This is a genomic window from Streptomyces ovatisporus (genome assembly GCF_042653885.1).
GTDB lineage: Bacteria > Actinomycetota > Actinomycetes > Streptomycetales > Streptomycetaceae > Streptomyces > Streptomyces ovatisporus.
On the sequence record NZ_JBHSFH010000010.1, the window covers coordinates 262,858 to 285,122 of the forward strand.

At 72.2% G+C, this 22,265-nt stretch carries 20 protein-coding genes; 14 read left to right on the forward strand and 6 right to left on the reverse strand.

Annotation, left to right across the window (positions count from 1 at the left end; genetic code table 11):
- Positions 1 to 151 precede the first annotated feature (151 nt).
- From ACFPA8_RS18880 to ACFPA8_RS18910, 7 genes are all read left to right on the forward strand, one after another.
- Positions 152 to 910 (forward strand): helix-turn-helix domain-containing protein, encoded by a 759-nt coding sequence (locus ACFPA8_RS18880; RefSeq protein ID WP_386450457.1) that lies wholly within the window; start codon positions 152 to 154, stop codon positions 908 to 910.
- Positions 911 to 1,399: 489 nt separating this feature from the next.
- Entirely contained in the window at positions 1,400 to 2,536 is a 1,137-nt protein-coding gene (locus ACFPA8_RS18885) for a LacI family DNA-binding transcriptional regulator (RefSeq protein WP_386450000.1), read from the forward strand.
- Positions 2,530 to 3,816: an extracellular solute-binding protein gene (locus ACFPA8_RS18890; RefSeq protein ID WP_386450002.1), complete on the forward strand. Its 1,287-nt coding sequence runs from the start codon at positions 2,530 to 2,532 to the stop codon at positions 3,814 to 3,816. Before ACFPA8_RS18885 ends, ACFPA8_RS18890 begins: the two co-directional genes overlap by 7 nt.
- Positions 3,817 to 3,833: 17 nt before the next feature.
- Complete coding sequence (locus ACFPA8_RS18895) at positions 3,834 to 4,748, forward strand: carbohydrate ABC transporter permease (RefSeq protein WP_386450004.1); 915 nt, start codon at positions 3,834 to 3,836, stop codon at positions 4,746 to 4,748.
- A gap of 39 nt (positions 4,749 to 4,787) precedes the next feature.
- On the forward strand, positions 4,788 to 5,594 hold the full coding sequence (locus ACFPA8_RS18900) for a carbohydrate ABC transporter permease (RefSeq protein WP_386450459.1): 807 nt from the start codon (positions 4,788 to 4,790) through the stop codon (positions 5,592 to 5,594).
- Between the two features lie 76 nt (positions 5,595 to 5,670).
- Positions 5,671 to 6,687, forward strand: coding sequence for a glycoside hydrolase family 130 protein (locus tag ACFPA8_RS18905; RefSeq protein ID WP_386450461.1), 1,017 nt, complete (start codon positions 5,671 to 5,673; stop codon positions 6,685 to 6,687).
- Between the two features lie 105 nt (positions 6,688 to 6,792).
- Positions 6,793 to 8,436 carry a glycoside hydrolase family 13 protein gene (locus ACFPA8_RS18910; RefSeq protein ID WP_386450006.1) on the forward strand — a complete coding sequence of 548 codons (1,644 nt, stop codon included), beginning with the start codon at positions 6,793 to 6,795 and terminating at the stop codon, positions 8,434 to 8,436.
- Between the two features lie 60 nt (positions 8,437 to 8,496).
- Here the strand turns inward: ACFPA8_RS18910 and ACFPA8_RS18915 are convergent, their stop codons facing one another.
- Genes ACFPA8_RS18915 through ACFPA8_RS18925 form a run of 3 tightly spaced genes read right to left on the reverse strand, consistent with a single transcriptional unit; the run spans position 8,497 to position 10,255 of the window.
- Positions 8,497 to 9,243, reverse strand: coding sequence for an SRPBCC family protein (locus ACFPA8_RS18915; protein ID WP_386450008.1), 747 nt, complete (start codon positions 9,241 to 9,243; stop codon positions 8,497 to 8,499).
- A gap of 5 nt (positions 9,244 to 9,248) precedes the next feature.
- The gene (locus tag ACFPA8_RS18920) at positions 9,249 to 9,647 is read right to left on the reverse strand and encodes a VOC family protein (RefSeq protein ID WP_386450010.1); all 399 of its coding nucleotides are present in this window, start codon (positions 9,645 to 9,647) and stop codon (positions 9,249 to 9,251) included.
- A 14-nt stretch (positions 9,648 to 9,661) separates the two neighbouring features.
- Complete coding sequence (locus ACFPA8_RS18925) at positions 9,662 to 10,255, reverse strand: ArsR/SmtB family transcription factor (protein ID WP_386450012.1); 594 nt, start codon at positions 10,253 to 10,255, stop codon at positions 9,662 to 9,664.
- Between the two features lie 177 nt (positions 10,256 to 10,432).
- Here ACFPA8_RS18925 and ACFPA8_RS18930 point away from each other — a divergent pair, with 177 nt between their 5' ends.
- The 3 genes from ACFPA8_RS18930 (at position 10,433) to ACFPA8_RS18940 (ending at position 13,174) form a co-directional block, all read left to right on the forward strand.
- On the forward strand, positions 10,433 to 11,452 hold the full coding sequence (locus tag ACFPA8_RS18930) for a PHP domain-containing protein (protein ID WP_386450014.1): 1,020 nt from the start codon (positions 10,433 to 10,435) through the stop codon (positions 11,450 to 11,452).
- A 159-nt stretch (positions 11,453 to 11,611) separates the two neighbouring features.
- Positions 11,612 to 11,956 (forward strand): YrhK family protein, encoded by a 345-nt coding sequence (locus ACFPA8_RS18935; RefSeq protein WP_386450016.1) that lies wholly within the window; start codon positions 11,612 to 11,614, stop codon positions 11,954 to 11,956.
- A 144-nt stretch (positions 11,957 to 12,100) separates the two neighbouring features.
- The gene (locus tag ACFPA8_RS18940) at positions 12,101 to 13,174 is read left to right on the forward strand and encodes a fatty acid desaturase family protein (protein ID WP_386450018.1); all 1,074 of its coding nucleotides are present in this window, start codon (positions 12,101 to 12,103) and stop codon (positions 13,172 to 13,174) included.
- Here the strand turns inward: ACFPA8_RS18940 and ACFPA8_RS18945 are convergent.
- The gene (locus tag ACFPA8_RS18945; protein ID WP_386450020.1) at positions 13,120 to 15,420 is read right to left on the reverse strand and encodes a phage holin family protein; all 2,301 of its coding nucleotides are present in this window, start codon (positions 15,418 to 15,420) and stop codon (positions 13,120 to 13,122) included. The genes ACFPA8_RS18940 and ACFPA8_RS18945 overlap by 55 nt on opposite strands.
- A gap of 241 nt (positions 15,421 to 15,661) precedes the next feature.
- Between ACFPA8_RS18945 and ACFPA8_RS18950 the strand changes: the two genes are divergently transcribed.
- Complete coding sequence (locus ACFPA8_RS18950; protein ID WP_386450022.1) at positions 15,662 to 16,468, forward strand: MBL fold metallo-hydrolase; 807 nt, start codon at positions 15,662 to 15,664, stop codon at positions 16,466 to 16,468.
- Positions 16,468 to 17,172: a DedA family protein gene (locus tag ACFPA8_RS18955; RefSeq protein WP_386450024.1), complete on the forward strand. Its 705-nt coding sequence runs from the start codon at positions 16,468 to 16,470 to the stop codon at positions 17,170 to 17,172. Before ACFPA8_RS18950 ends, ACFPA8_RS18955 begins: the two co-directional genes overlap by 1 nt.
- 213 nt (positions 17,173 to 17,385) lie before the next feature.
- Here ACFPA8_RS18955 and ACFPA8_RS18960 read toward each other — a convergent pair whose 3' ends face one another.
- Positions 17,386 to 18,519, reverse strand: coding sequence for an aminotransferase class I/II-fold pyridoxal phosphate-dependent enzyme (locus tag ACFPA8_RS18960; protein WP_386450026.1), 1,134 nt, complete (start codon positions 18,517 to 18,519; stop codon positions 17,386 to 17,388).
- A gap of 400 nt (positions 18,520 to 18,919) precedes the next feature.
- Positions 18,920 to 19,777, reverse strand: coding sequence for a SigB/SigF/SigG family RNA polymerase sigma factor (locus tag ACFPA8_RS18965; protein ID WP_386450028.1), 858 nt, complete (start codon positions 19,775 to 19,777; stop codon positions 18,920 to 18,922).
- 188 nt (positions 19,778 to 19,965) lie between these two features.
- On the opposite strand from ACFPA8_RS18965, the gene ACFPA8_RS18970 reads away from it, so the two are divergent.
- Both ACFPA8_RS18970 and ACFPA8_RS18975 read left to right on the forward strand, forming a co-directional pair.
- Positions 19,966 to 20,199, forward strand: coding sequence for a hypothetical protein (locus tag ACFPA8_RS18970; RefSeq protein ID WP_386450030.1), 234 nt, complete (start codon positions 19,966 to 19,968; stop codon positions 20,197 to 20,199).
- 118 nt (positions 20,200 to 20,317) lie between these two features.
- On the forward strand, positions 20,318 to 22,207 hold the full coding sequence (locus tag ACFPA8_RS18975) for a thiamine pyrophosphate-requiring protein (RefSeq protein ID WP_386450032.1): 1,890 nt from the start codon (positions 20,318 to 20,320) through the stop codon (positions 22,205 to 22,207).
- The last annotated feature ends 58 nt before the right edge of the window (positions 22,208 to 22,265 follow it).

Consider the following 22,265-nt stretch of genomic DNA (forward strand, 5'->3'; position numbering starts at 1 on the left):
ACTCGCGCCGTAGGCTTGGCCCATGACGAGCGCCGAGAGGGGTCCGGCCGCCGGAGACGCGCGGAACGGCGGCCACGCCGGAGGCGAACGGGGCGGCGGCGAACAGGGTGCCGGAGGCGAACGGGGCGGCGGACGCAGCGCGGTGGGCCCGATGCTGCGCGGCTGGCGGCAGCGCGCGGGACTCAGCCAGCTCGAACTCGCCCTGCGGGCCGGCTCCTCGTCCCGCCACATCAGCTTCATCGAGACCGGCCGCTCCGTGCCCGGCCGCGGCATGGTGCTGCGGCTGGCCGAGCAGCTGGACGTGCCCGTGAGGGAGCGCAACTCCCTGCTCGTGGCGGCCGGTTACGCGCCCCACTTCCCGCGGACGCCGACGGACTCCCCCGCTCTGGAGTCCCTCCGCGCCGACCTGGAGCGGACGGTCTCGGCCTACGAGCCGTACCCGGCGCTCGCCGTGGACGGTACGTACGACGTGATCGCGGCCAACCGAGGCATCGCCATGCTGCTGGAGGGCGTCTCCGTCGACCTGCTCGCTCCGCCCCTCAACGCCATGCGCATCACCCTGCATCCACGGGGTCTGGCACCGCGCATCCGGAACTTCCGCGAATGGCGCGGTCATCTGCTGCGGCAGATGGAACGGCAGTTGGCGCTGCTCCGGTCCGAGGAGCTGCGCACGCTGTACGAGGAGGTCACGGCTTTCCCGCTGCCGCCGGGCGGTGAGGAGAGCGCCGGCGGCGACAGCCCGTTCGCACTGCCGCTCGTCATCGAACACGAGGGGCACAGGCTCTCGTTCCTCTCGACGATCACCACCTTCAACACACCGGTGGACGTGACCGTCTCGGAACTCGCGGTGGAGGCGTTCCTGCCCGCCGGTCCGGAGACGGCCAGGAACCTGCGGCTGCTCGTGCCGTAGCCGCACCCCGTACCCCGCACCCGTACCCCACGGCAGGGGTCCGGAGTGCCGGCACGCGGCTCGGACCCGACGGCCGCGCAGCTCCGAGGAGTTGACGGCCCAGTGCATCACGCAGGAGACGGGCCCCGGGCCGGAGTGCGCCGGTCCGGGACCCGTCCCCTCACCGTGCCGTGCACCGCTCCCCGGGTCGATTACCTCCCCGGTAAGCGCGGCCGGCGGAGGCGCAGCCGACGGGCGGCGACACCGGCGGCGGCCCGGTGCGGCCCAGGGGCGGTGGAGAAGATTCGCCGCACACCCGTTGACACCTCGTACGGCCATCCGATTAAGTGCAGGCATTGCGCGGGAGTTAAAGCGGTTTAAACGCAACATAACGCCCGACACTGCGCACTTCGTCACCGCTCTGCGCGGTGCGCCGCGTGCGCACCCCCGCCGACGCACGCCGACCCGGCGTCGGCGCGCCCACCACCGACGTACAGACAGGCCCGTTCCATGGCAGCAAGAGACCGGCGTCCCACCATCGCGGACGTGGCGAAGCTCGCCGGCGTCTCCCCGAGCGCCGTCTCCTTCGCGCTGAACGGCCGCCCCGGTCTGGCCGAGGACACCAAGACGCGCATCCTCGCCGCCGCCGCCGAACTCGACTGGCGCCCCAGCCGCCCCGCCCAGGCCCTCTCCCACGGAAAGGCCGGGGCGTTCGGTCTCGTCCTGACGCGGGAGACCGACGCCATCGGCGCCGACCCGTTCTTCCCCGCCTTCATCGCCGGCGTCGAATCGGTGCTCTCGCCCAGGGGCGACTCGCTCGTGCTGCACGTGACCGGCCCCGGCAACGAGGCGGCGGCGTACGAGCGGCTGGCGGCCGACCGCCGCGTCGACGGCGTCCTGCTCACCGACATGCGGGTCGAGGACCCCCGTCCCGCCCTCACCGGACGGCTCCGCCTGCCCGCCGTGGTGGTGGGCGATCCGGAATGCGCGCAGGGGCTGTGCGCGGTCGGTCTGGACGACCGTCCTGCCTTCACCCACGCCGTCGGGCGCCTGGTGGAGCTGGGGCACCGGCGCATCGCCCACGTGGCCGGGCCGCAGGAGTTCAGGCACTCGCGCCGGCGGCAGGAGTCGTGGGAAGCGGCCGTTCGCGCGGCGGGGCTGACCCCCGGACCCGTGCTGCCGGGCGGGTTCACCGCCGACGGCGGCGCGGCGGCGACCCGCGAGCTGCTGGCGCTCGGCGACGAGCGGCCCACCGCCATCGTCTACGCCAACGACCTGTCCGCGACCGCCGGTCTGGCCGTCGCCCACCAACTGGGCCTGGCCGTACCGGAGGACCTCTCCGTCGTCGGCTACGACGACACCCCCCTCGCCGCCTACACGCATCCCCCTCTGGCCTCCGCGCGGGCGGACGCCCTCAGTTGGGGCGCGGCCGCAGCGCGTGCTCTGGACGAAGTCGTCTCCGCGGGCCGTGCGGACGACGTCGAACTCGCCCCGGCGGAGCTGCTGCCGCGCGCTTCGATGGGCCCCGCACCGGCTGGAGGAGCACCGGCCGGAGCTTCGCTTCCCCGCCCCGCTTCCGCCGGGGACCGCACGACTCCGGGTGCGCGCACCGCAGCCGGACCGACAGTACGGAGTGAGCCTTGCTGAGGAAGACGGCAGCGGCGCTGCTCGCACTCGCGCTGACGGGCGCGAGCGCCGGCTGTGCCCGTACGGCACCCGACAGCGCCACGGCGGCGTCCTCCCGGGGCCCGATCACCGTGTGGCTGTCGAACAACGCCCAAGAGGTGGCCTGGGGCGAGAAGATGGTCGCCGAGTGGAACGAGGCGCATCCGGGACAGCGCATCAAGGCCCAGCAGATTCCGGCCGGGAAGACCTCCGAGGAGGCGCTCAGCGCTTCGATCGTCGCGGGCAACAGCGCGTGTCTGGTCTTCAACACCTCGCCCGCGTCGGTGCCGCAGTTCCAGAAGCAGGCCGGTCTCGTCCCGCTCGACGACTTCCCGGACGGCGAGCGCTACGTCACCTCGCGTACGGGCGAACGGGCCGGCCAGTACCGCTCCGAGGACGGCAGGCTCTACCAACTGCCGTGGAAGAGCAACCCGGTGATGATCCTCTACAACAAGAAGCTGTTCAGGAAGGCGGGGCTCGATCCGGAGCACCCGAAGCTGTCGACGTACGACGACTTCCTGGACAGCTCCCGCAGGATCGTCCGCAGCGGCGCGGCGAAGGCGGCCATCTGGCCCGCGCCCAGCAGCGAGTTCTTCCAGTCCTGGTACGACTTCTACGCGTCCTTCATCGCGGAGAGCGGCGGGAAGCAGCTCGTGAAGGACGGCAAGCCCCAGTTCGACAGCCCCGCGGGCCGCAGGGTGGTGGAGTTCTGGCGGAGCGTCTACCGCGAGAAGCTCGCGCCCCAGGAGCTCTTCCCCGGCGACGCCATGGCTTCGGGCAAGGCCGCGATGACCATCGCCGGGCCGTGGGCGGTGGCGGCGTACAAGGACAGCATCGACTGGGGTGTCGTTCCCGTGCCCACCTCGCAGGGCCGTTCGCTCGACGAGACCAGCACCTTCTCCGACGAGAAGTCGGTCGCGATGTACAGCGCCTGCAAGAACCGGGCCACCGCCTGGGACGTGCTGAAGTTCGCCACGTCCGAGCGGCAGGACGGCCGGTTCCTCGATGTCACGGGCCAGATGCCCATGCGTCCGGATCTGCTGAAGACCTACGGGCCGTGGTTCGAGAAGAACCCCGCGTACAGGAGCTTCGCCGAGCAGGCGGACCGCACGGTCGAGGTGCCCAGCGTCGCCGGCTCCATCGACATGTGGCAGGCCGTGCGCGACAGGTGGACGGCTTCCGTCGTCTTCGGCCGTGAACGGCCCGCCCCGGCGCTGCGCGACGCCTCCCGCGACGTCACCAAGATCCTCGACGAGTACTGACGGATACCGAGGTCCCGATGAGTCTCCCCCTCATATCACGTGCGCCCGCCGACGGGCGCCGGCTGCGCAGGCTGCCGCTGGGTGCCCTGTTCGTCTCCCCGTACGCGCTCTTCCTGCTCGTGGTCTTCGCCGTGCCGCTCGGCTACACGGTGTGGATGTCCTTCCACCGCTTCTACTTCACCGCGCCCGGCACGGAAGTGGACGCGCCGTGGGTGGGACTCCGCAACTACCAGGACGTCTTCACCGACCCGGTCGTCCAGCGCTCCTTCTACAACATCGCCGTCTTCCTCGTCATCAACGTGCCGCTGACGGTTGTGCTGTCCCTGGTCCTCGCCTCGGCGCTCAACTCGAAGCTGCCGCTGCGCTCCTTCTTCCGGGCTGCCTACTACCTTCCGTACATCACGGCGAGCGTCGCCCTCGTCGCGGTGTGGAGCTACCTCTTCGGCACGGACGGACTGGTCAACCACGCGCTGGGCGGCCTGGCGCCCGACCCCTCGTGGCTGGTCAACTCGTCGCTGGCGATGCCCGTCGTGGCCGTCTTCGTGACGTGGAAGAACCTCGGCTTCTTCGTGATGCTCTACCTGGCCGCCCTGCAGAGCGTCCCCGGGGAGCTGTACGAGTCGGCCGCCGTGGACGGCGCGGGCCGTGTCCGCAGCTTCCTGACGGTGACGGTGCCCGGCGTACGGCCCGCCACCACCCTCGTCACCGTCTACGCCATCATCACCGGCTCCAACCTCTTCAGCGAGCCGTACCTGCTCACCGGTGGCGGCGGGCCCGATCACGCCTCGGCCTCGCCCGTGCTGGTCCTCTACCAGAAGGGCATCGAGCAGGCCCACCCGGACTTCGCCGCCGCCCTCGGCGTCGTGCTCGTGCTGTTCGTGGTGGCGCTCTCCCTCGTCGCCCGCAGGTTCACCGAGAAGAAGGAGGGCTGAGCCGTGAAGCACAGCCGCAGTTCCGGCGGTCCGCTGAAGATGGCGGTGCTCCTGCTGGGTGCCGTCGCCTTCCTCTTCCCGTTCCTGTACATGTTCGGCGAGTCGCTGCAGAAGGCGAACACGGGCGAACTCGGATCGGCGCTGCCGCGGCCGGGCAGCAGCGGCACCCAGAACTACGAGGCCGTCAACGGCGCCGTCTCGCTGGGCAGTTCGCTGGTCAACTCGGGAGTGTTCACCATCGGTGTGCTGCTGTGCACGCTGGTCCTGGGCGTACTCGCCGGATATGCCCTGGCCCGGCTGCACTTCCGCGGGCGCGGCACGCTCTTCGCGACCCTGCTGCTCGTCCAGACGGTCCCGTTCCAGCTGCTGATGCTGCCGCTGTACGTGCTGGTGGTGCGGGACTACGGACTCGGCGACAGCTATCTGGGGATGATCCTCCCCTTCGCGGTCAACTCCACGGCTGTCTTCCTCTTCCGCCAGTTCTTCCTCCAGCTCCCCGCCGAACTCTTCGAAGCGGCACGGATCGACGGCGCCGGCGAGTTCCGCGTCCTGTGGCGCGTGGCCCTCCCCCTGGCCCGTCCCGCGCTGCTGACCGGCACCCTCCTCACCTTCATCGGGCCGTGGAACGAGTTCCTCTGGCCGTTCCTGGTGACCAAGGACGCGGACATGCAGCCGCTGGCGGTCTCGCTGGCGGGCTTCATGAGCAATCTGCGCGGCACCGTCGACAACCCGACGGGCGCCGTGATGGCCGGGGCGTGCGTGCTGGCGGTCCCCGCCGTCGTGCTCTTCCTCCTCTTCCAGCGCCACTTCACCCAGACCGACATCGACTCCGCAATCAAGGGCTGATCGCACAGTGAACGACCGCACCGCACTCCCCGCCACCGACGGCATCCCCTACCGCCTCGTCCGTGCAGGCGTCGTGATGTCGCCCTCCCCGGGGGACCCGCTGGAAGCGGAAGGCGTCCTCAACCCCGCCTCGGGACGTACGGAGGACGGGACCCTGCACCTGCTGCCCCGCCTCGTGGCCGAGGGCAACGTCTCCCGCGTCGGTCTGGCCGAAGTGACCCTGACCGAGGGCGTCCCGACGGGCGTGACCCGGCGTGGCGTCGTGCTCGCACCCGACGAGGGCTGGGAGCGCGGCAAGAACAACGCGGGAGTCGAGGACCCCAGGGTGACGTGGATCCCGAGCCTCGGGCACCACGTGATGTCCTACGTCGCCTACGGGCCGCTCGGGCCCAAACCGGCGCTCGCCGTCTCGCAGGACCTGCGCGAGTGGCGGCGTCTGGGCCCGCTCCAGTTCGCCTACCAGGCCGACCTGGACACCGACCTCAACCTCTTCCCCAACAAGGACGTCGTGCACTTCCCGGCGCCGGTGCCCGGCCCCGACGGTGCGCCCGCGTACGCGATGCTGCACCGGCCCATGTGGGACCTCTCCTGGTTCCGGCCCGGTGAAGGGGTGCATCTGCCCGCGGGCGTGAGCGACGACCGTCCGGGCATCTGGATCTCCTACGTCCCGGTCGCGGAGGCCGAGAAGGACATCACCGCGCTCACCCGGCCCCGCGACCACCGTCTCGTCGCGCTGTCCGAACACCCCTGGGAGAGCCTGAAGATCGGCGCCGGGCCGGCGCCGATCCAGGTCGAGGAGGGGTGGCTGCTGATCCACCACGGCGTCTCGGGCAGCATCGAGGACCCGTTCGTGCCGAATCAGCAGGTCAGTTATGCGGCGGGGGCGATGATCCTCGACCCGGCCGACCCGGCGAAGGTCCTCGCACGCTCCTCCCGGCCGCTGATGGCCCCGGAGACGGAGGAGGAGCGCTCGGGAACGGTGCCGAACGTCGTCTTCCCCACGGCGGTCGAGGAGATCGACGGCGTGCGCTACGTCTTCTACGGCATGGCTGACGCGCACATCGGCGTCGCGCGTCTGGAACGCACGGAGTGAGCCGGCCGACGCCCGGACGCCCGGGGCGTGACGGCACCCCGCAGGCGGCCGCCACCGCAAGGAACCCCCTCGCGCGCCGCCGCAGCGGCACGGAAGGGCCGGCACGTGAGCGGTGAAGGGCACGTCGGGGGCGGCGCACGGGACGAGTGGTGGCGCGACGCCGTCTGCTACGAGATACACCCGCGCTCGTTCGCCGACTCCGACGGTGACGGGGTCGGCGACCTCGCCGGAGCGCGGGAGCGCCTGCCCCACCTGCACGGACTGGGCGTCGACGCGGTGTGGCTCACGCCGTTCTGCCCCTCGCCGCTCGTCGACGCGGGGTACGACATCAGCGACCACACCGCGGTGGCGTCCGACGTCGGTACGGTCGCCGACCTGGACGCGTTCACCTCCGAGGCGCACCGCCTGGGGCTGCGCGTCCTGGTCGACCTCGTCCCCAACCACACCTCGCACGAACACCCCTGGTTCCGCAGCGCGCTCGCGGCGCCGCCCGGCGACCCCGCCAGGGACCGCTACATCTTCCGGCCGGGGCGCGGTCCGGACGGCGCGGAGCCGCCCAACGACTGGCGGTCCGCGTTCGGCGGCCCCGCCTGGACGCGGACCGCCGACGGCGAGTGGTATCTCCACCTGCACGCTCCCGAACAGCCGGACCTCGACTGGCGCAACCCCGAGGTGCCCGCCGAGTTCGCACGCATCATGCGGTGGTGGCTGGACCACGGCGTGGACGGCTTCCGCGTGGACGTCGCCCACGCGCTGTTCAAGGCCCGCGGCCTGCCGGACGCGGGAGCCGGGCAGCACGAGGACCCGGCACGCAACCACCTCATGCCCTACTACGACCATGAGGAGCTGCACCCCCTCTACCGGCGCTGGCGCACCCTGCTGAGCAGCCATCCGGCAGGACCTCCCGGCTCCTGCGCGCCGCGGGAGAGGGTGCTCGTCGCCGAGGCGGCCGTGTTCGAACCCTCGCGCCTCGCCCGTTACGTACGCTCCGACGAAATGCAGCAGACGTTCAACTTCGCCTTTCTGGAGTGCCGTTGGGAGCAGCCCGAACTCCACCGGGTGATCGGCGACTCGGCACGCGCGATGGAGTCGGTCGGCGCCCCGGTGACCTGGGTGCTCTCCAGCCATGACTCGGTACGGCCGGTCACCCGCTTCGGCGGAGGACGCTCGGGGCGGCGGCGGGCACGTGCCGCGGCGCTGCTGATGCTCGCGCTGCCCGGGACCGCGTACGTCTACCAGGGCGAGGAGCTGGGACTCCCGCAGGCGGAGCTGCCCGACGACCGGCTCCGCGACCCCGTCTGGGAACGCTCGGGGCACACGGAGCGCGGACGGGACGGCTGCCGCGTGCCTCTTCCCTGGTCGGGGAGTCTTCCGCCGTACGGCTTCTCCGCGGCCGCAGCAGCGGACTGCTGGTTCCCGCAGCCGGACGACTGGGCGGCTCTCACGGCCGAGGCGCAGCAGGACGATCCGGACTCCATGCTGACCCTCTACCGGACGGCGCTGCGCATCCGCCGGGACCATCCCGCACGCTCGGGCGGCCCGCTGCGGCTGCTCACTCCGCCCGGCGCCTCCCACCTCGCCTTCGACCGCGGCAGCGGGCTGCGCTGCGTGGTCAACTTCGGGCCCGCCCCGCTGCGGCTTCCCGAGGGCGTCCGGACGCTGCTGGCCAGCGCCCCCGTGACGGACGGCGAGGTGCCCGCCGACACGGCAGTGTGGCTCTCGGTGCCCGCGGACGACCGGACGGGGTGAGTCCCCGCCGGCCGGTGACCGCCGGCGATCAGGCCCGCCGACGACGCGGGGAGGGGTCCGTCACGGCTTCTCGTTCCCGGTGAGGCGGTCGATCCAGGACTGCCAGGCGGCGGTGCGGGACTCGCGGTCCACCGTGACGCCGTAGAAGTAGTGGGTCGTGCTCACCATGTGGTGCAGATCGTCGGCCATGAAGCGGCTGAAACCGTGCTCGGTGCGGATGCCGAGCAGCAGCCTGTCGCGCAGGTCCACCACGCCCTCGATGGGTTCGAGGCCCTCCGGGGTGAGGCGCACCCGCTCGCCGAGCGCCGGATCCCCGCCGAGCCGGCCGGTCAGGCGGGCCCACACGGTCTCGCCGGGCAGGGTGGTGAACCCGGTGGCGACCACGTTGGTCACCGGCAGCCCGGCGAAGTACCGGAAGTACCCGGCCAGGTTGTGGAGGAACATGTCCCAGCCCTTGCCGAAGCCGTCGTACTCGTCCTCCCAGTCGTCGCCGCCGAAGAATCCACTCTGGACGAGGCGGAGCACGGTGGTACCGCCCTCCCTGCCCTCGACCAGGAACTCGATCGTCATCGGGGGTTCGCCGTCCGGGCCGGGAGCTCCGTAGACGACCCGCCTGCCCGGCTCCCGCTCCAGCACCCGGCCGGCCTGGCTGTTGCCGCCACCGAAGTCGGCCTCGATCTCCCCGTCCGTGTGCTCGTGCGGCACGAACCAGAGCGACATGCCCTCCGGGGTCGAGATCGCCTGCCACACCTGTTCCGGGGTGGCGGCGAGCTCGACCTCCTTCGCGAGACGCCGGTGCTCGTCCACCGTGATCAGTCCTGCTGGGTGAGGACGATGAGGTTGCCGCAGGTGTCGTCGAACACCGCCTGCGCGCCGAAATCGGTCTTCGTCGGCTCCTGGGTGAACCTGACCCCGTGTTCCCTCATCCGCTCGCAGTCCTTCTGCAGGTCCGTGCTGCCGAGCATGGTGAACGGAATGCCCGCGTCGTAGAGCGTCTTCTTGTACACCTGCGCGGCCGGCCTGCCGTCGATCTGGACGCCGGGGTTGCCGTCCGGCTCGAGAAGCAGCTCGACGCCGTCCGGCGCGTCGGGCGACACGACGGTCAGCCACTTGGCGTCGCCGACCGGGATGTCGGTCTTCTTCACGAAGCCCAGCGCGTCAGTGTAGAACGCCAGGGCCTTGTCCTGGTCGTCGACCAGGATGCTGGTCACGGGAACGAACATCATCAACCCTTCTCTTCTCGTCGGACTGCCGGATGCACGGCGATCACGACTCGGTGCGACCGCCCGCCGGCAGCGGACTCGTCGTGGTACTTCGAGATCAGCGACGTCGCCGCCGCTGCCAGCTCCTCGGCGAAGGCGGCACGGTCGGCCGCGGAGGCGAACCTGACCTCGCCGTCGACGGCGAACGTCGCGAGCCGCTTGCGGGTCCTTGCCGCGCCCGTGATCAGCTCACCCACGTCGCGCACCAGCCGCGCGGCCACCGCGAGCAGCCAGCGCGCGGACAGCTGGTCGGGGGACCGCTCGGGATCGGGCTCGACCGCGGCCAGGACGCTCGGCGAGATCACATACGAGGCAGCGGTCGCCCGCATCATGCGTTCGGTGCAGTTGCCCTTGCGCCGCTCCTCGACCAGCTCCACCAGCCCGTGCCGCTCCAGCGCGCGCAGGTGGTAGTTGACCTTCTGCCGGGTCAGCCCGACCCGCTGCGCCAGCGTGGTCGCCGAGCCGGGTTCGGACAGCTCGGCGAGCAGCCTGGCACGCACGGGGTCCAGCGAGACCTCGGCCGCCCCCGGATCGTCGATCACTGCCACGTCATCCATGGCCCCACCGTCACACCGACAACTTTTTTTGTCAAGGCGCCGCCCGGTGCTTGTCCCGTGCGCTCCGTGGCCCGGTTCCCCCGTCCGGCGCGCACCGCGGGCGAGGGTGGGTCACCGTGGACTGAAGCGCACGAGGACGCGGGAGGGACGCGTCACGCGGCGTCGAGGAGGCGAGCGTTGGATCCCCGGACTGCACTGGAGCGGATCGCGTTCCTGCTGGAACGCGACCAGGCACCCACGTACCGGGTGCGGGCCTTCCGCACCGCCGCGGAGGTGCTCGCGACGCTGACCCCGGATGACGTGGCCCAGCGGGCTTCCGCCGGGACGCTGGAGTCGCTCAAGGGTGTGGGGCCGAAGACCGCGCAGGTCGTACGTGAGTCGCTGCGGGGCGAGGTCCCCGGCTACCTGGCGAAGCTGGAGACCGAGGCCGGGGCCGTGGCGCGGCCTCCGGGCGAGGCGGGTGAGCTGCGCGAGGCGCTGCGCGGCGACTGCCATCTGCACTCCGACTGGTCGGACGGCGGCAGCCCGATCGAGACCATGGCACGCACCGCGGCGGCGCTCGGACACGAGTGGGCGGTGCTGACGGACCATTCACCGCGGCTGACCGTCGCGCGGGGTCTGTCGGCGGAGCGGCTGCGCGAACAGCTGCACGTGGTGGCGGAGGTCAACGAGCGGCTGGCGCCGTTCCGGCTGCTGACCGGCATCGAGTGCGACATCCTCCTGGACGGTTCGCTGGACCAGGAGGAGGAACTGCTGGCGGAGCTGGATCTGGTGGTGGCGTCCGTCCACTCCAAGCTGCGGATGCCCCGAGCGGACATGACCCGACGGATGATCGCGGCGGTGCGCAATCCGCTCGTCGACGTGCTGGGGCACTGCACGGGGAGGCTGCTCTCGGGCAGCAGGGCGCGCCCGGAATCGGAGTTCGACGCGGAGGCCGTGTTCGCCGCCTGCGCGGAGTCGGACACGGCCGTGGAGATCAACTGCCGCCCCGAACGGCTCGATCCGCCGCGCCGGCTGCTGCGCCGGGCGGTGGACGCGGGGGTCTTCTTCTCGATCGACACCGACGCGCACGCCCCGGGCCAGCTCGACTGGCAGATCAACGGCTGTACTCGGGCGGTGGAGTGCGGTGTACCGGCGGAACGCGTCATCAACACCTGGCAGGCCGGTGAGCTGCTGAGCTGGACGCACGACGGCTGACTCCCCCGACGCACCCACGCGGCCGGCGACGGCGTCGGCGGACCGGGAGAGGCGTGCGGCCACGCGCGCTGGACACCCGGCTGCGACGGCGCGCGCGGGCCGCCGGCAGCCGGCGCCGATCAGCAGTCCGCCGCCGGCCCGTCCACCAGGAGGAGACAGGTGTCCCAGCCGAACGACCACGGGGACGGCAGCCGCGGGGACGGCAGCCACACGCACATGGACAAGGACCGGTCACTGAAGCTCCGCATGGCGCGCGAAGAACTGATGCTCCGTCAGCGCTACGAGTCCGCGTCCGTCGTCAACGACATCCTCATCGCGCTGTGGTTCCTGGCGGGCAGTGTCATGTTCTTCTTCTCCGCGTGGCAGACGGCGGGCACCTGGTGCTTCGTCATCGGCAGTGTCGAGCTGCTGGTCAGGCCCGTCATCCGGCTCTCCAGACGCATCCATCTGCAACGCAGGCGGGGCGGCGGCCACTACGCGCACGAGTCTCCGCAGGACTTCTGACACCGGCCGGCAGTCCCGCGGCGGCAGCGGTCCCCGCCGTCGGAAGGGTGGACGTAGCACCACCCCCTGCCTGACGGCTGCACCCCCGGCAAGAGGCGTGCTGCGCGGCTGGCCGCCCCTCCGCCCCGCCGGGACGCTTGAAGCATGACGACAGCTACCGTGACGCCCCCGCCGCTCTCATCCCCGGAAGACGGACGGAGCCGCCGGGGAAGCGACTTCGCACGGCTCTCCCGCCGCATCGCCGAGGCCGGGCTGCTGCGGCGGCGGCCCGGCTACTACACCGTCCGTCTGACCCTCGTGGGTCTCGCCCTCGTCGCCGGCTGGACGGCGTTCTTCACGCTCGGCGAGAGCTGGTGGCAGCTGGCGGTCGCCGCGTTCATGGGCCTGGTCTTCGGGCAGCTGGCGCTGGCCGCGCACGACCTGGCCCACCGGCAGGTCTTCACCGGGCGCAGGGCGAGCGAGGTGGGCGGCCGGATCGTCGGCAACCTCGGCATCGGCATGTCGTACGGCTGGTGGATGAACAAGCACACCAGGCACCACGCCAACCCCAACCACGAGGAGCTGGATCCGGACGTCGCGCCCGACATCCTCGTCTGGTCCCAGGACCAGGCACGTGCGGCGAAGGGGCTGCCCGGATTCATCGGACGCCACCAGGCCGCGCTCTTCTTCCCGCTGCTGACGCTGGAGGGCTTCAACCTGCACGTCTCCAGCGTCCGGGCGCTGCGGGAGCCGCACATGAAGCGGCGGCTGCTGGAAGGGCTGCTGCTCTTCACGCATCTCGTGGGCTACGTGGCCGCGCTGTTCGTCGTGCTGCCGCCCGGCATGGCCGTCGCGTTCCTCTTCCTGCACCAGGCCGTCTTCGGCGTCTACCTCGGCTCGATCTTCGCCCCCAACCACAAGGGCATGCCGACGCTGACCGGCGACGACCGGCCCGACTTCCTGCGCCGGCAGGTGCTCACCTCCCGCAACGTGACGGGCGGGTGGCTGACGGACATCGCTCTCGGCGGGCTCAACTACCAGATCGAGCACCACCTTTTCCCGAACATGCCTTCGCCCCATCTGCGCCAGGCGCAGGTCATCGTCCGCGAATACTGCGCGGAGCTGGGCGTCGGCTACCACGAGACGGGGCTCGTCGCGTCATGGCGTGAGGCGCTGCGGCACCTTCACGAGGTGGGCGCGCCCCTGCGTGAGGAGCGCCGGTCCCCGGCGCCTTCCTGACCGCCGCCGCCCTCGGTGCGCGCCGCCCGTCCGCGGCGGCTGCGGGCGTCCTCGGGTCCGGGCACCCGGACCTCCCGGTCCGGGCCCGGCGCCGCGGCGGGCCCGCGCGGGCCCGCCACCGGGAACGCCTCCCGGCCCGGCCGCGACGCCGGGCCGGTGTCCTGTACGGGCTCCTCCGCCGCCTCGCCCAGCCAGCGACGCAGCACCAGATGCACCCGCTCCGCTCCGACCAGTTCCTCGTCCCCGGCCGGGGCGGACAGCTCGGCCGGGGAGAGCAGGAAGCCCTGGTTCTGCGCCCCGCCCAGCCCGCCGTGCGAGCCGATCTGCTCCTCGAAGGCGTGCACGGCGCCGGTGTCCGGCTCGACCACCGAGTTGATCATGATGTCGGGGACGTTGCGGAACCCCGCCGTGCGGCGCACCGTCTCGGCCGCCCCCGGCCCGAACGGCGCGAGCGGGTCGCCGCCCCCGACGATCTCACCGCTGTTCAGCCGGTGCGCGCGCCCGGCACCGCCCAGCACGACGGGGCCGTGCTCGTCGCTGTGCACGAGCAGGAAGCCGATGCCCGGGTGGTCTGCCAGCGTCCGGAGCAGGGCGGGGTGCCGCTTGTCCATCTGCTCCATCGACATGCGGCCCGGAACGTCCGGGAAGGAGACGAGCCCCAGGTTGCCCGAGGCCAGCACGAGCGGACCCGCTCCCCGGGGCGGCCTGCGTTCGCTCCCCGGCAGGCCGTCCTCCGGCCGGTGCAGCGCGGCGCGCGCCGCCTCGCGCGCCTCCGCGCCACTGTGCGTGCGCCCCACTCGCCGCGAGACGGAGAGCCCGCAGCCCGCCCGTACGAGATCCTCCAGGCCGAGTCCGTAAGCCGCCCGGAACGTCTCCCCCTGGCTCTGACCGTGATCGGAGAGGAACACGACGCGGTACGGACGGGGCGCGCGCTCCGCCGCCTCGGCGATCAGGGCGAGAGACCTGTCCAGACGGCGCAGCACCAGGCGGGCGTCCCGGCTGGTGGGACCCGAGTGGTGGGCGACCTCGTCGTAGGCCACGAGGTCGGCGTAGACGGCGGTGCGTCCGCTGAAGACGTCCCCCAGCACCGAGGCGACGACCACGTCACGCTGCACCACCGTGGCGAACGCACGGATGAGGGGATAGAGCCCGCCGCGGGACACCCGGGGCCGCTCCTCGCGCAGCCGAGCGCGCGTCGACTGGATCACTTCCCGCAGGACCTCCGCGACGAAGGACACAGCGGTACGGGTGGCGTTCGCGGGGTCCGAGAAATAGGCGAAGTACCCGGCGCGGGAGCGGTTCTCCCGTCCGCGCCGCGCGGCCACCGACAGCACGAGGGCGACCTGCTGGGCGCCGCCGCTGAAGAGGTTCCCGCGGCTCGCGCCGTCCTGCGCCAGCAGGCCGCGGTCGCCGGTCGCCTCCACGGCGCGGCGCTGCAGCTCGGCGGCGCCGCTGGGGCGGTTGCTGACGAGCACCTCGCCCCGCTCCTTCTCGTACCAGCGGAAGGCGGGGACGTCCCCGTTGAAGCCGTAGAAGATCCCGAGCTGGCTGGCGCCGGTCTGCGACGACCAGTCGGTGCGCCAGCGGGTGAGGCGGTGCGTGGTGTCGTGCATCGCGGCGAGCGTGGGCATCAGCGGAGGCTCGCCGGGCGCGCTGCGTACGGCCTCCCGCAGCATGCCGTGGCCGAGTCCGTCGAGCTGCACGAAGACCGTGCCCGGGGTGTGCGGCCCCTCCCGGGCGCCTTCGCGGCGGCGGCGCCGGTCGGCGAGGCGGGCGAGGCGGCGGCGGTACGCGCCGTCGTCCCGTACGGCCAGCGCCGTGCTCGTCGCGGAGGACGCCGCCGACATCACCGCCGCGACGACGACGGCGGTACCGGGGTCCGCCGCGCCGCGCCCGTAGGGCACGAGCGACAACGCCAGCCACAGCAGCGAGCCGTTGAGGAAGAACACGAGCGCGCCCAGGACCAGTGCGGGGACCAGCAGCAGGGCCCGTACCAGCACGGGCCACACCAGAGCGCTCAGCAGACCGAAGACCCCCGCCCCTATGGCGGCGGTGGTGCCGATGAACGTCGCGCTGTCGCCGCCGGGCGACTGGAGGCGGAAGTCGGGCAGGACGCCCGCGAGAACCAGCAGGGTGAGCGTGCCGACCGTCCACACCGCGAGCACCCGCAGCGCGGCGGCACCCAGGTTGCGCCAGCGCCGGGGAGCCGTCAGGGGCGGGGCCGGGGGAAACAACCACAGTCGCATGCTTCCTCCCCACTCCGCTCGCGCCGTCACGGACACGAGAACCCGCTCGACGCGCGGGATATTCTCCACTTTTTCACATTCTGAAGGACGGCAGGTCCGCGCCCTCCCCGCGCCGGAACCCGGCGCATACCCTCGCGGCAGAGCGGGAACCGGTCGTCCGGCCGCGTTCCGGCCGGTCGCACGGCAACGAGGATGAACGGGGATGAACGGGGAGGTACGAGCAGGAACGAGGAGGAACAAGGTGCCGGTGGAAGTCACGTGGTGGGGGCACGCCACCACCACGGTGCGCGACTCGGGAGTGACCGTCCTCACGGACCCGCTTCTCGTACGGCGCATGGCGCACCTGCGCAGACGGCGCGGAGACCTGCCGCCGCCCTCGGCCGCGGCGGCGGACGCCGTGCTCGTCTCCCACCTGCACGCCGACCACCTCCACCTCGGCTCGCTCGCCCGCCTCGCCCCGCACACCCGGGTGCTCGTCCCGCGCGGCGCGCTGCGCGCACTCCCCCGGCTGCGGCGGCTGGCTCCGCTCCTGCGGTTGGAGGAGGTCTCGGCCGGTGACACGGTCACGGTGAGCAGCAGCGCCGGAGGCGGGAGCGGCGCGTGCGGGCAGGTGACCGTGCACGCGGTGCCCGCCGCGCACGACGGACGGCGCATGCCGTACGGCCCGCACCACGCCTCCGCCCTGGGCTACGTGGTGGAGGGGGCCGCCCGTACGTACTTCGCCGGTGACACGGGACTCTTCGACGGCATGGCCGAGGCGGTGGGGCCCGTCGACGTGGCGCTGCTCCCCGTCGGCGGGTGGGGCCCGTGGCTGGGCGAGGGGCACCTCGACGCGGGCCGGGCGGCCGAGGCGCTGGTGCGGCTGCGTCCGCGCTGCGCGGTCCCCGTGCACTACGGCACGTACTGGCCGATCGGCATGGACGCGGTGCGGCCGCACGAATTCCACTCCCCCGGGGACGAGTTCGCGCGGAAAGCCGGACAGTCGGCGCCGGAAGTGGCGGTGCACCGGCTCGGGCACGGCGAGAGCATAAGGCTGGAGATGGCCTGATGACCGTTCAGCTGCCGCCGGAAGTCTGGGGCGTGGCCGCCGGATGGGGCGCGGCAGCAGGCAGGGAGGGCGGGGCCGGGAGCCTGGTCCCGCCGGAGCCGACCCAGCAGGCCGTCACCTATCCGGCGCTGTTCCTGCTGGTGGTGGTCGGTTCGCTGGTGCCGGTCGTTCCGACCGGCGCCCTCGTCAGCGGCGCGGCGGTGGTGGCTCTCCACCAGAGCGTCCCGGCGCTCTCCCTGACAGCGGTCTTCGCGGTCGCGACGGGCGCCGCCTTCCTCGGGGACGTGACGCTCTACTCGCTCGGCCGGCGGGGAGTCGGCTCCAGGAACGGTTCACGCTGGCTGGAGCGGCTGCGGGCGCACGCCCCGCCGGACCGGCTCGCACAGGCCCAGCACAAGCTGCGCGCACACGGGGTGGCGGTGCTCGTGCTGTCGCGCCTGATCCCCGCGGGGCGCGTACCGGTGATGCTGGCCTGCCTGCTCGCGCGGATGCCCACGCGTCAGTTCGTACACGGCAACGCCCCCGCGTGTGTGGCCTGGACGGTGACGTACGCGCTCATCGGCATCCTCGGCGGTGTGCTCTTCCCCGAACCGTGGGAGGGGGTGGCGGCGGCGGTCGCTCTGACCGCGTTGATCGGCGTGCTGCCTCCGCTGTGGCGGCGGCTGAGGAGGAGGAGAGCCGGGGAGGGGACGCCGACGGGCTGAGGGGCACGGTGAATGAGCGGCGCGGTGGCTGAGGGGGTGAATGAGGTGACTGAGGGGCGCGCGGGTCGGCGGGCACCCGCCTCCGCCCGCCCCGGCGAGCACCGCGTCGGCGTCCCGGAGCCGCCCGGTTCCGGATCCGGCGACGGGTCTGCGTCTGCGTCCGGCGAACGGGTCCGCGTCTCACGCTCTGCCGGCGTCCGGTCCGGCCCTCGATCACTCCCGGGGAGCGGTCAGTCCGTCGAGAACTGATCTCAGCGAGTCGAGCGCCCCCCTGACGTCGGGCGAAGCAAGCGGCGCCGGCGCGGGATCGCCGTCCGTCAACAGCCGGCTGGAGAGCTGCACGCGCAGCGCCTGCGGCTCGTCGCCGAGCCGGTGCCCGCCCGTCGCGTACGGGCCGAGCCGCCGCACCAGTTCGGCTTCGAGTCCGGCGGAGTCCTTGATGCCGTGGGCCTCCAGCCGGGGACGCACAGGTTCCAGATCCGCGTAGACGTGCCGCCCTGCCTGCGGCGGCCTGCACAGTGCACCGGCGGCGGTGCACACGTCGTGCAGCGCGCCGAGGAGCGCACCGTAGGAGCGGGCCGCCGTCACCCGGCGAGTGCGCGTCACCTCGGGTTCGGTGAGGGCGTCGGCGACCACGCCGTCGGCCGGGGCGTGCAGTTGCGCGCGCAGTTCCGAGAGGACGGCACGCACGGTTCCTGCGAGGCCGCGTCCGCGTCCGCTGTCGGGAAAGCGGGCGATCCCCGCCTGCGGCCCCTGTGGCAGCAGGGCTTCGCCCAGTCCCACGAGGACGACGACGGCGTCGGACTCCCGCCCGCCGTGGAGCATCTCCGCCGGGCTGACGACGACCGTGTCGTGCGGCGCGTGCGAAGTGTCGCGCCAGCTCTCGTCGCTGACGATCAGCAACCCCTCGTCGCCGGCGGCCTCGCACACCTCGTGGAGCATCTCGGGCGGTACGGCGGTACCGGTGCAGTCGTCGGCCACGGAGAGCACCACCACACGCGGCTCCTCGCCCTCCGCCCGGGCACGCCGCACCGTCTCACGCAGCGCCACCGGGTCGGGCACTCCCCCGCACTCGACGGGCACGGGCACGGTGTGCACGGGACGGCCCAGCAGCCGGGCCTGCGGGGCGTGCCATCCGGCGCTGGGACGCGGTACGAGGACGGAGCCCTCGCCCGCGGCGGCGAGAACCGCGAGCAGCAGCAGCTGAGCGCTCGGAGCGGCGGCCACCTGGCCGGGACGGGTGTGCATCCCCCGGCGCTGCCAGTAGCCGCATGCGGCGACAGCGGTGGCCGAGCCGCCCTGCCGGGCCTGGCTGTCGCCCTCCATCGCCTTCGCCTCCGACGCCATCCGTGCTCGGGCACCCCCTCAACAGGTCCACCTTCGCAGACAGGGACCGGTCCGACATGCTGACGAGCAGGCGACACAGCGGCTCGCAGACTTCGCCGGCCGCTTCCGGGCAGGACGGCGAAGTCTGCGAGCCGCTGCTCCAAGTCCCGGGGCCCGCGGCAACGTCCGGGACGCCCGCCCCGCCCCCGGCGCGGACGTCGGGGGCGGGGCAGGTCCCGGCCCCGCGGGCAGGGGCCTAGGGTGCGTCGTTTGGATCTTCGTGGGTCGGCGAGCGGCGTCCGGTGCGTCCAGATGCCAGGCGGAGGATCGCCCTCGTACTGGGCGTACTCGGGCGACTCCGACAACGCAGCAGATGGGCGGGCCGGGCGTCGCGAGCCCGCGAAGATCCAAACGACGTGCCCTAAGCCGCCTCGAGGTGCGTGGGGGCGGGGGCCGCGGGCGCGGGTGCCGCCCCGGGCTCCGTGTCTGCGTCGACCTCCCGCTGGAGACGCTCGCAGGTGCGGCTGATGAGGCGTGAGACGTGCATCTGGGAGATGCCGAGCTGCTCCGCGATCTTGCTCTGCGTCATGTCGCAGAAGAAGCGCAGGTACAGGATGTGACGTTCACGCTCGGGCAGCCGCCGCAGCCGGGGCTTGACCGACTCCCGGTAGACGATGTGCTCGAAGCCGGGCTCGGCGCGTCCCAGAGTGTCGGACAGGGAGTACCCGTCGTCCGAGCCGGGCAGCTCCGCGTCCAGCGAGAGAGTGCTGTAGCTCTCCAGCGCCTCCATTCCCACGAGCACGTCCTCCTCCGACAGGCCGCTGTGTTCGGCGACCTGCGCGACGGACGGGCTGCGTTCGCCCATCGACAGGCTCAGTTCACGCCTGCTGATGCGGACGCGGTTGCGCAGCTCCTGCACGCGCCGGGGTACGTGGACGCCCCACAGGTGGTCGCGGAAATGGCGCTTGACCTCCCCGACGATGGTGGGCACCGCGAAGCTCTCGAACGCGCTGCCGCGGTCGGGGTCGTAGCGGGTGACGGCCTTGACCAGGCCGAGAGAGGCGACCTGCTGCAAGTCCTCCAGCGATTCGCCGCGGTTGCGGAAACGCTGCGCGAGCCGGTCGGCCATCGGCATCCAGGCACGTACTACTTCCTGACGCGCCTTCTCCTTCTCCGGTCCGTCCGGGAGCGAGACGATACGGCGGAATTCGGCGGCCGTGTCGGGGGCGTCGTCGTGCGGGTGACGGGCATTCCTCGTACGAGTCCGTACGGTTGTCATCTTCTGCACTACTTCCCTCAGGTGTACTCCATGTGAGCAAACACCGCGGGAAGAGACACTTGCGGGAGGACTGAACAGTCCGGGTGGACGCAGAGGTCCCACTCCCGCGGATGTGCCTTCTTGCCGAAGCACGTAAGGGTTCGTGTGCCCGGGGCCCCGTTCCGCAAACGTCAACGGCCCCCACGCACTTGGGGAGTGGCCCACCGGAGCGGCAGGCCGCCCGCGCCGGGTTTCCTGTCGTCACGCCCGGTAACCCGACGTGGCATGGCATCCCCGAGGACGACGGCGTACGGATACTTCACGGCCTGCGGGCGTACGCCGACGCCGGGTTGGACGCCGTGCACGCCGACCGGCTGGGTCCCGGTGTGCGGGGCTTTCTCGGCTTCTGCCGCACCGAGGCGCTGCCGCAGCTGACGGGCTGAGGCGGTCGGCGGACACGGCGGACCGGCCGGAGACGTGAACAGGCGGGACGGCGCCGCGGCGCCGCACGTACCACCCGGCGGGGGCCATCGGCGGAGAACTCGAGAGGAGCACAGCGCGATGTCCGAGAAGGTTTCCGACCACGTCCTGCGCCGGCTGCGCGAGTGGGAGGTCGAGCACGTCTTCGGCTACCCCGGCGACGGCATCAACGGCCTCCTCGCCGCCTGGGAACGCGCAGGGAACGAGCCCCGCTTCGTGCAGGCCCGGCACGAGGAGATGGCCGCTTTCGAGGCGGTCGGCTACGCCAAGTTCAGCGGACGGCTCGGCGTGTGCACGGCCACTTCGGGACCCGGCGCGATCCACCTGCTCAACGGGCTCTACGACGCCAAGCTCGACCACGTGCCCGTCGTGGCGATCCTCGGACAGACGGCGCGCTCCGCGATGGGCGGCTCCTACCAGCAGGAAGTGGACCTGCACTCGCTCTTCAAGGACGTCGCCTCGGAGTTCCTGGAGACCGTCACCGTCCCCGAGCAGCTGCCCAACGTGCTCGACCGGGCGGTCCGCACGGCCTGTGCACGGCGCGTCCCGACCGCCGTCATCATCCCCTCCGACGTGCAGGACCTCGAATACGAGGCGCCGGGCCACGAGTTCAAGATGGTCCCCTCCAGCCTCGGCAGCAGCGGCTGGCAGGCCGAGCCCCCGGAAGCGGCCCTCGACCACGCCGCCGAAGTGCTCAACGCCGGGAAGAAGGTGGCGATCCTCGTCGGCCAGGGGGCGCGGGGCGCGCGTACCGAGGTGGAGAAGACGGCGGACACCCTGCAGGCCGGTGTCGCCAAGGCGCTGCTCGGCATGGACGTGCTGCCCGACACGCTGCCCTACGTCACCGGCTCCATCGGCCTGCTCGGCACCCGTCCGAGCTACGAGCTGATGCGGGACTGCGACACCCTGCTGACCATCGGGTCGAGCATGCCCTACAGCCAGTTCCTGCCGCCCTACGGCAAGGCACGCGCCGTCCAGATCGACCTGGACCCGCACATGGTGGGGATGCGCTACCCGTACGAGGTCAACCTCGTGGGCGATGCGAAGACCACCCTCCAGCGGCTGCTTCCGCGGCTCAGCCAGAACGACGAGGGCATCGAGTGGCACGAGGAGGTGATGGCGTCCGTCGACCGCTGGAAGGACGTGATGCGGCGCCGCGCCCTGGTCGGCGCCGACCCCGTCAACCCCGAGTACGTGGCGCACTGCCTCGATCCGCTGCTGCCCGACGACGCGATCGTCACCGCCGACTCCGGTTCGGCCACCAACTGGTACGCCCGTCATCTGACGATGCGCGGCACCATGCGCGGCTCGCTGTCCGGGACGCTCGCGACGATGGGCTGCGGTGTGCCCTACGCGATCGGTGCGAAGTTCGCGCACCCCGACCGGCCGGTGGTCGCCCTCGTCGGCGACGGTGCCATGCAGATGAACGGCATGGCCGAGCTGATCACTCTCGCCAAGTACCGCATGACCTGGGACGATCCCCGGCTCGTCGTCGGCGTGTGGAACAACCGGGACCTCAACCAGGTCACCTGGGAAATGCGGGCCATGAGCGGTTCACCGCAGTTCGTGCCCTCGCAGTCGCTGCCCGACGTCTCCTACGCGGCCTTCGCCCGCTCGCTCGGGATGACCGGGATCCGCGTCGAGAAGCCCGACGACGTGCAGAGTGCCTGGCAGGAGGCGCTGGCCTCCGGGGGCCCGGCCGTCGTGGAGTTCATGACGGACCCCTCCGTGCCGCCGATCCCGCCCCACGCCGACTGGGACCAGATCGAGGCGACAGCTGCGTCCATCCTCAGGGGCGACAGCGACCGCAGGGCGATGGTCAAACAGGGGATCAAGGCGAAGGTGCAGGAGTTCCTCCCGGGCGGCAAGCCGCATCCCTCGGAGCGGACCAGGAAGGCCGAGGAGGAGGGCAGCCCGGAGGTCCCCGCGGAGGAAGGGAACCGGCCGAGGAAGAAGAGCAAGGGCACCTGAGGCCGGCTGACGACGGGCGCTGACGGGCACGGGCCGTCCCCCCGGTCGCCGGGCTCCC

Bases quoted from the DNA above. Each gene is read 5' to 3' on its own strand.
- ACFPA8_RS18880 (WP_386450457.1), top strand. From the start codon at position 152: ATGCTGCGCGGCTGGCGGCAGCGCGCGGGACTCAGCCAGCTCGAACTC.
- ACFPA8_RS18885 (WP_386450000.1), top strand. From the start codon at position 1,400: ATGGCAGCAAGAGACCGGCGTCCCACCATCGCGGACGTGGCGAAGCTC.
- ACFPA8_RS18895 (WP_386450004.1), top strand. From the start codon at position 3,834: ATGAGTCTCCCCCTCATATCACGTGCGCCCGCCGACGGGCGCCGGCTG.
- ACFPA8_RS18900 (WP_386450459.1), top strand. From the start codon at position 4,788: ATGGCGGTGCTCCTGCTGGGTGCCGTCGCCTTCCTCTTCCCGTTCCTG.
- ACFPA8_RS18905 (WP_386450461.1), top strand. From the start codon at position 5,671: ATGTCGCCCTCCCCGGGGGACCCGCTGGAAGCGGAAGGCGTCCTCAAC.
- ACFPA8_RS18925 (WP_386450012.1), bottom strand. From the start codon at position 10,255: ATGGATGACGTGGCAGTGATCGACGATCCGGGGGCGGCCGAGGTCTCG.
- ACFPA8_RS18940 (WP_386450018.1), top strand. From the start codon at position 12,101: ATGACGACAGCTACCGTGACGCCCCCGCCGCTCTCATCCCCGGAAGAC.
- ACFPA8_RS18945 (WP_386450020.1), bottom strand. From the start codon at position 15,420: ATGCGACTGTGGTTGTTTCCCCCGGCCCCGCCCCTGACGGCTCCCCGG.
- ACFPA8_RS18955 (WP_386450024.1), top strand. From the start codon at position 16,468: ATGACCGTTCAGCTGCCGCCGGAAGTCTGGGGCGTGGCCGCCGGATGG.
- ACFPA8_RS18960 (WP_386450026.1), bottom strand. From the start codon at position 18,519: ATGGCGTCGGAGGCGAAGGCGATGGAGGGCGACAGCCAGGCCCGGCAG.
- ACFPA8_RS18965 (WP_386450028.1), bottom strand. From the start codon at position 19,777: ATGACAACCGTACGGACTCGTACGAGGAATGCCCGTCACCCGCACGAC.
- ACFPA8_RS18975 (WP_386450032.1), top strand. From the start codon at position 20,318: ATGTCCGAGAAGGTTTCCGACCACGTCCTGCGCCGGCTGCGCGAGTGG.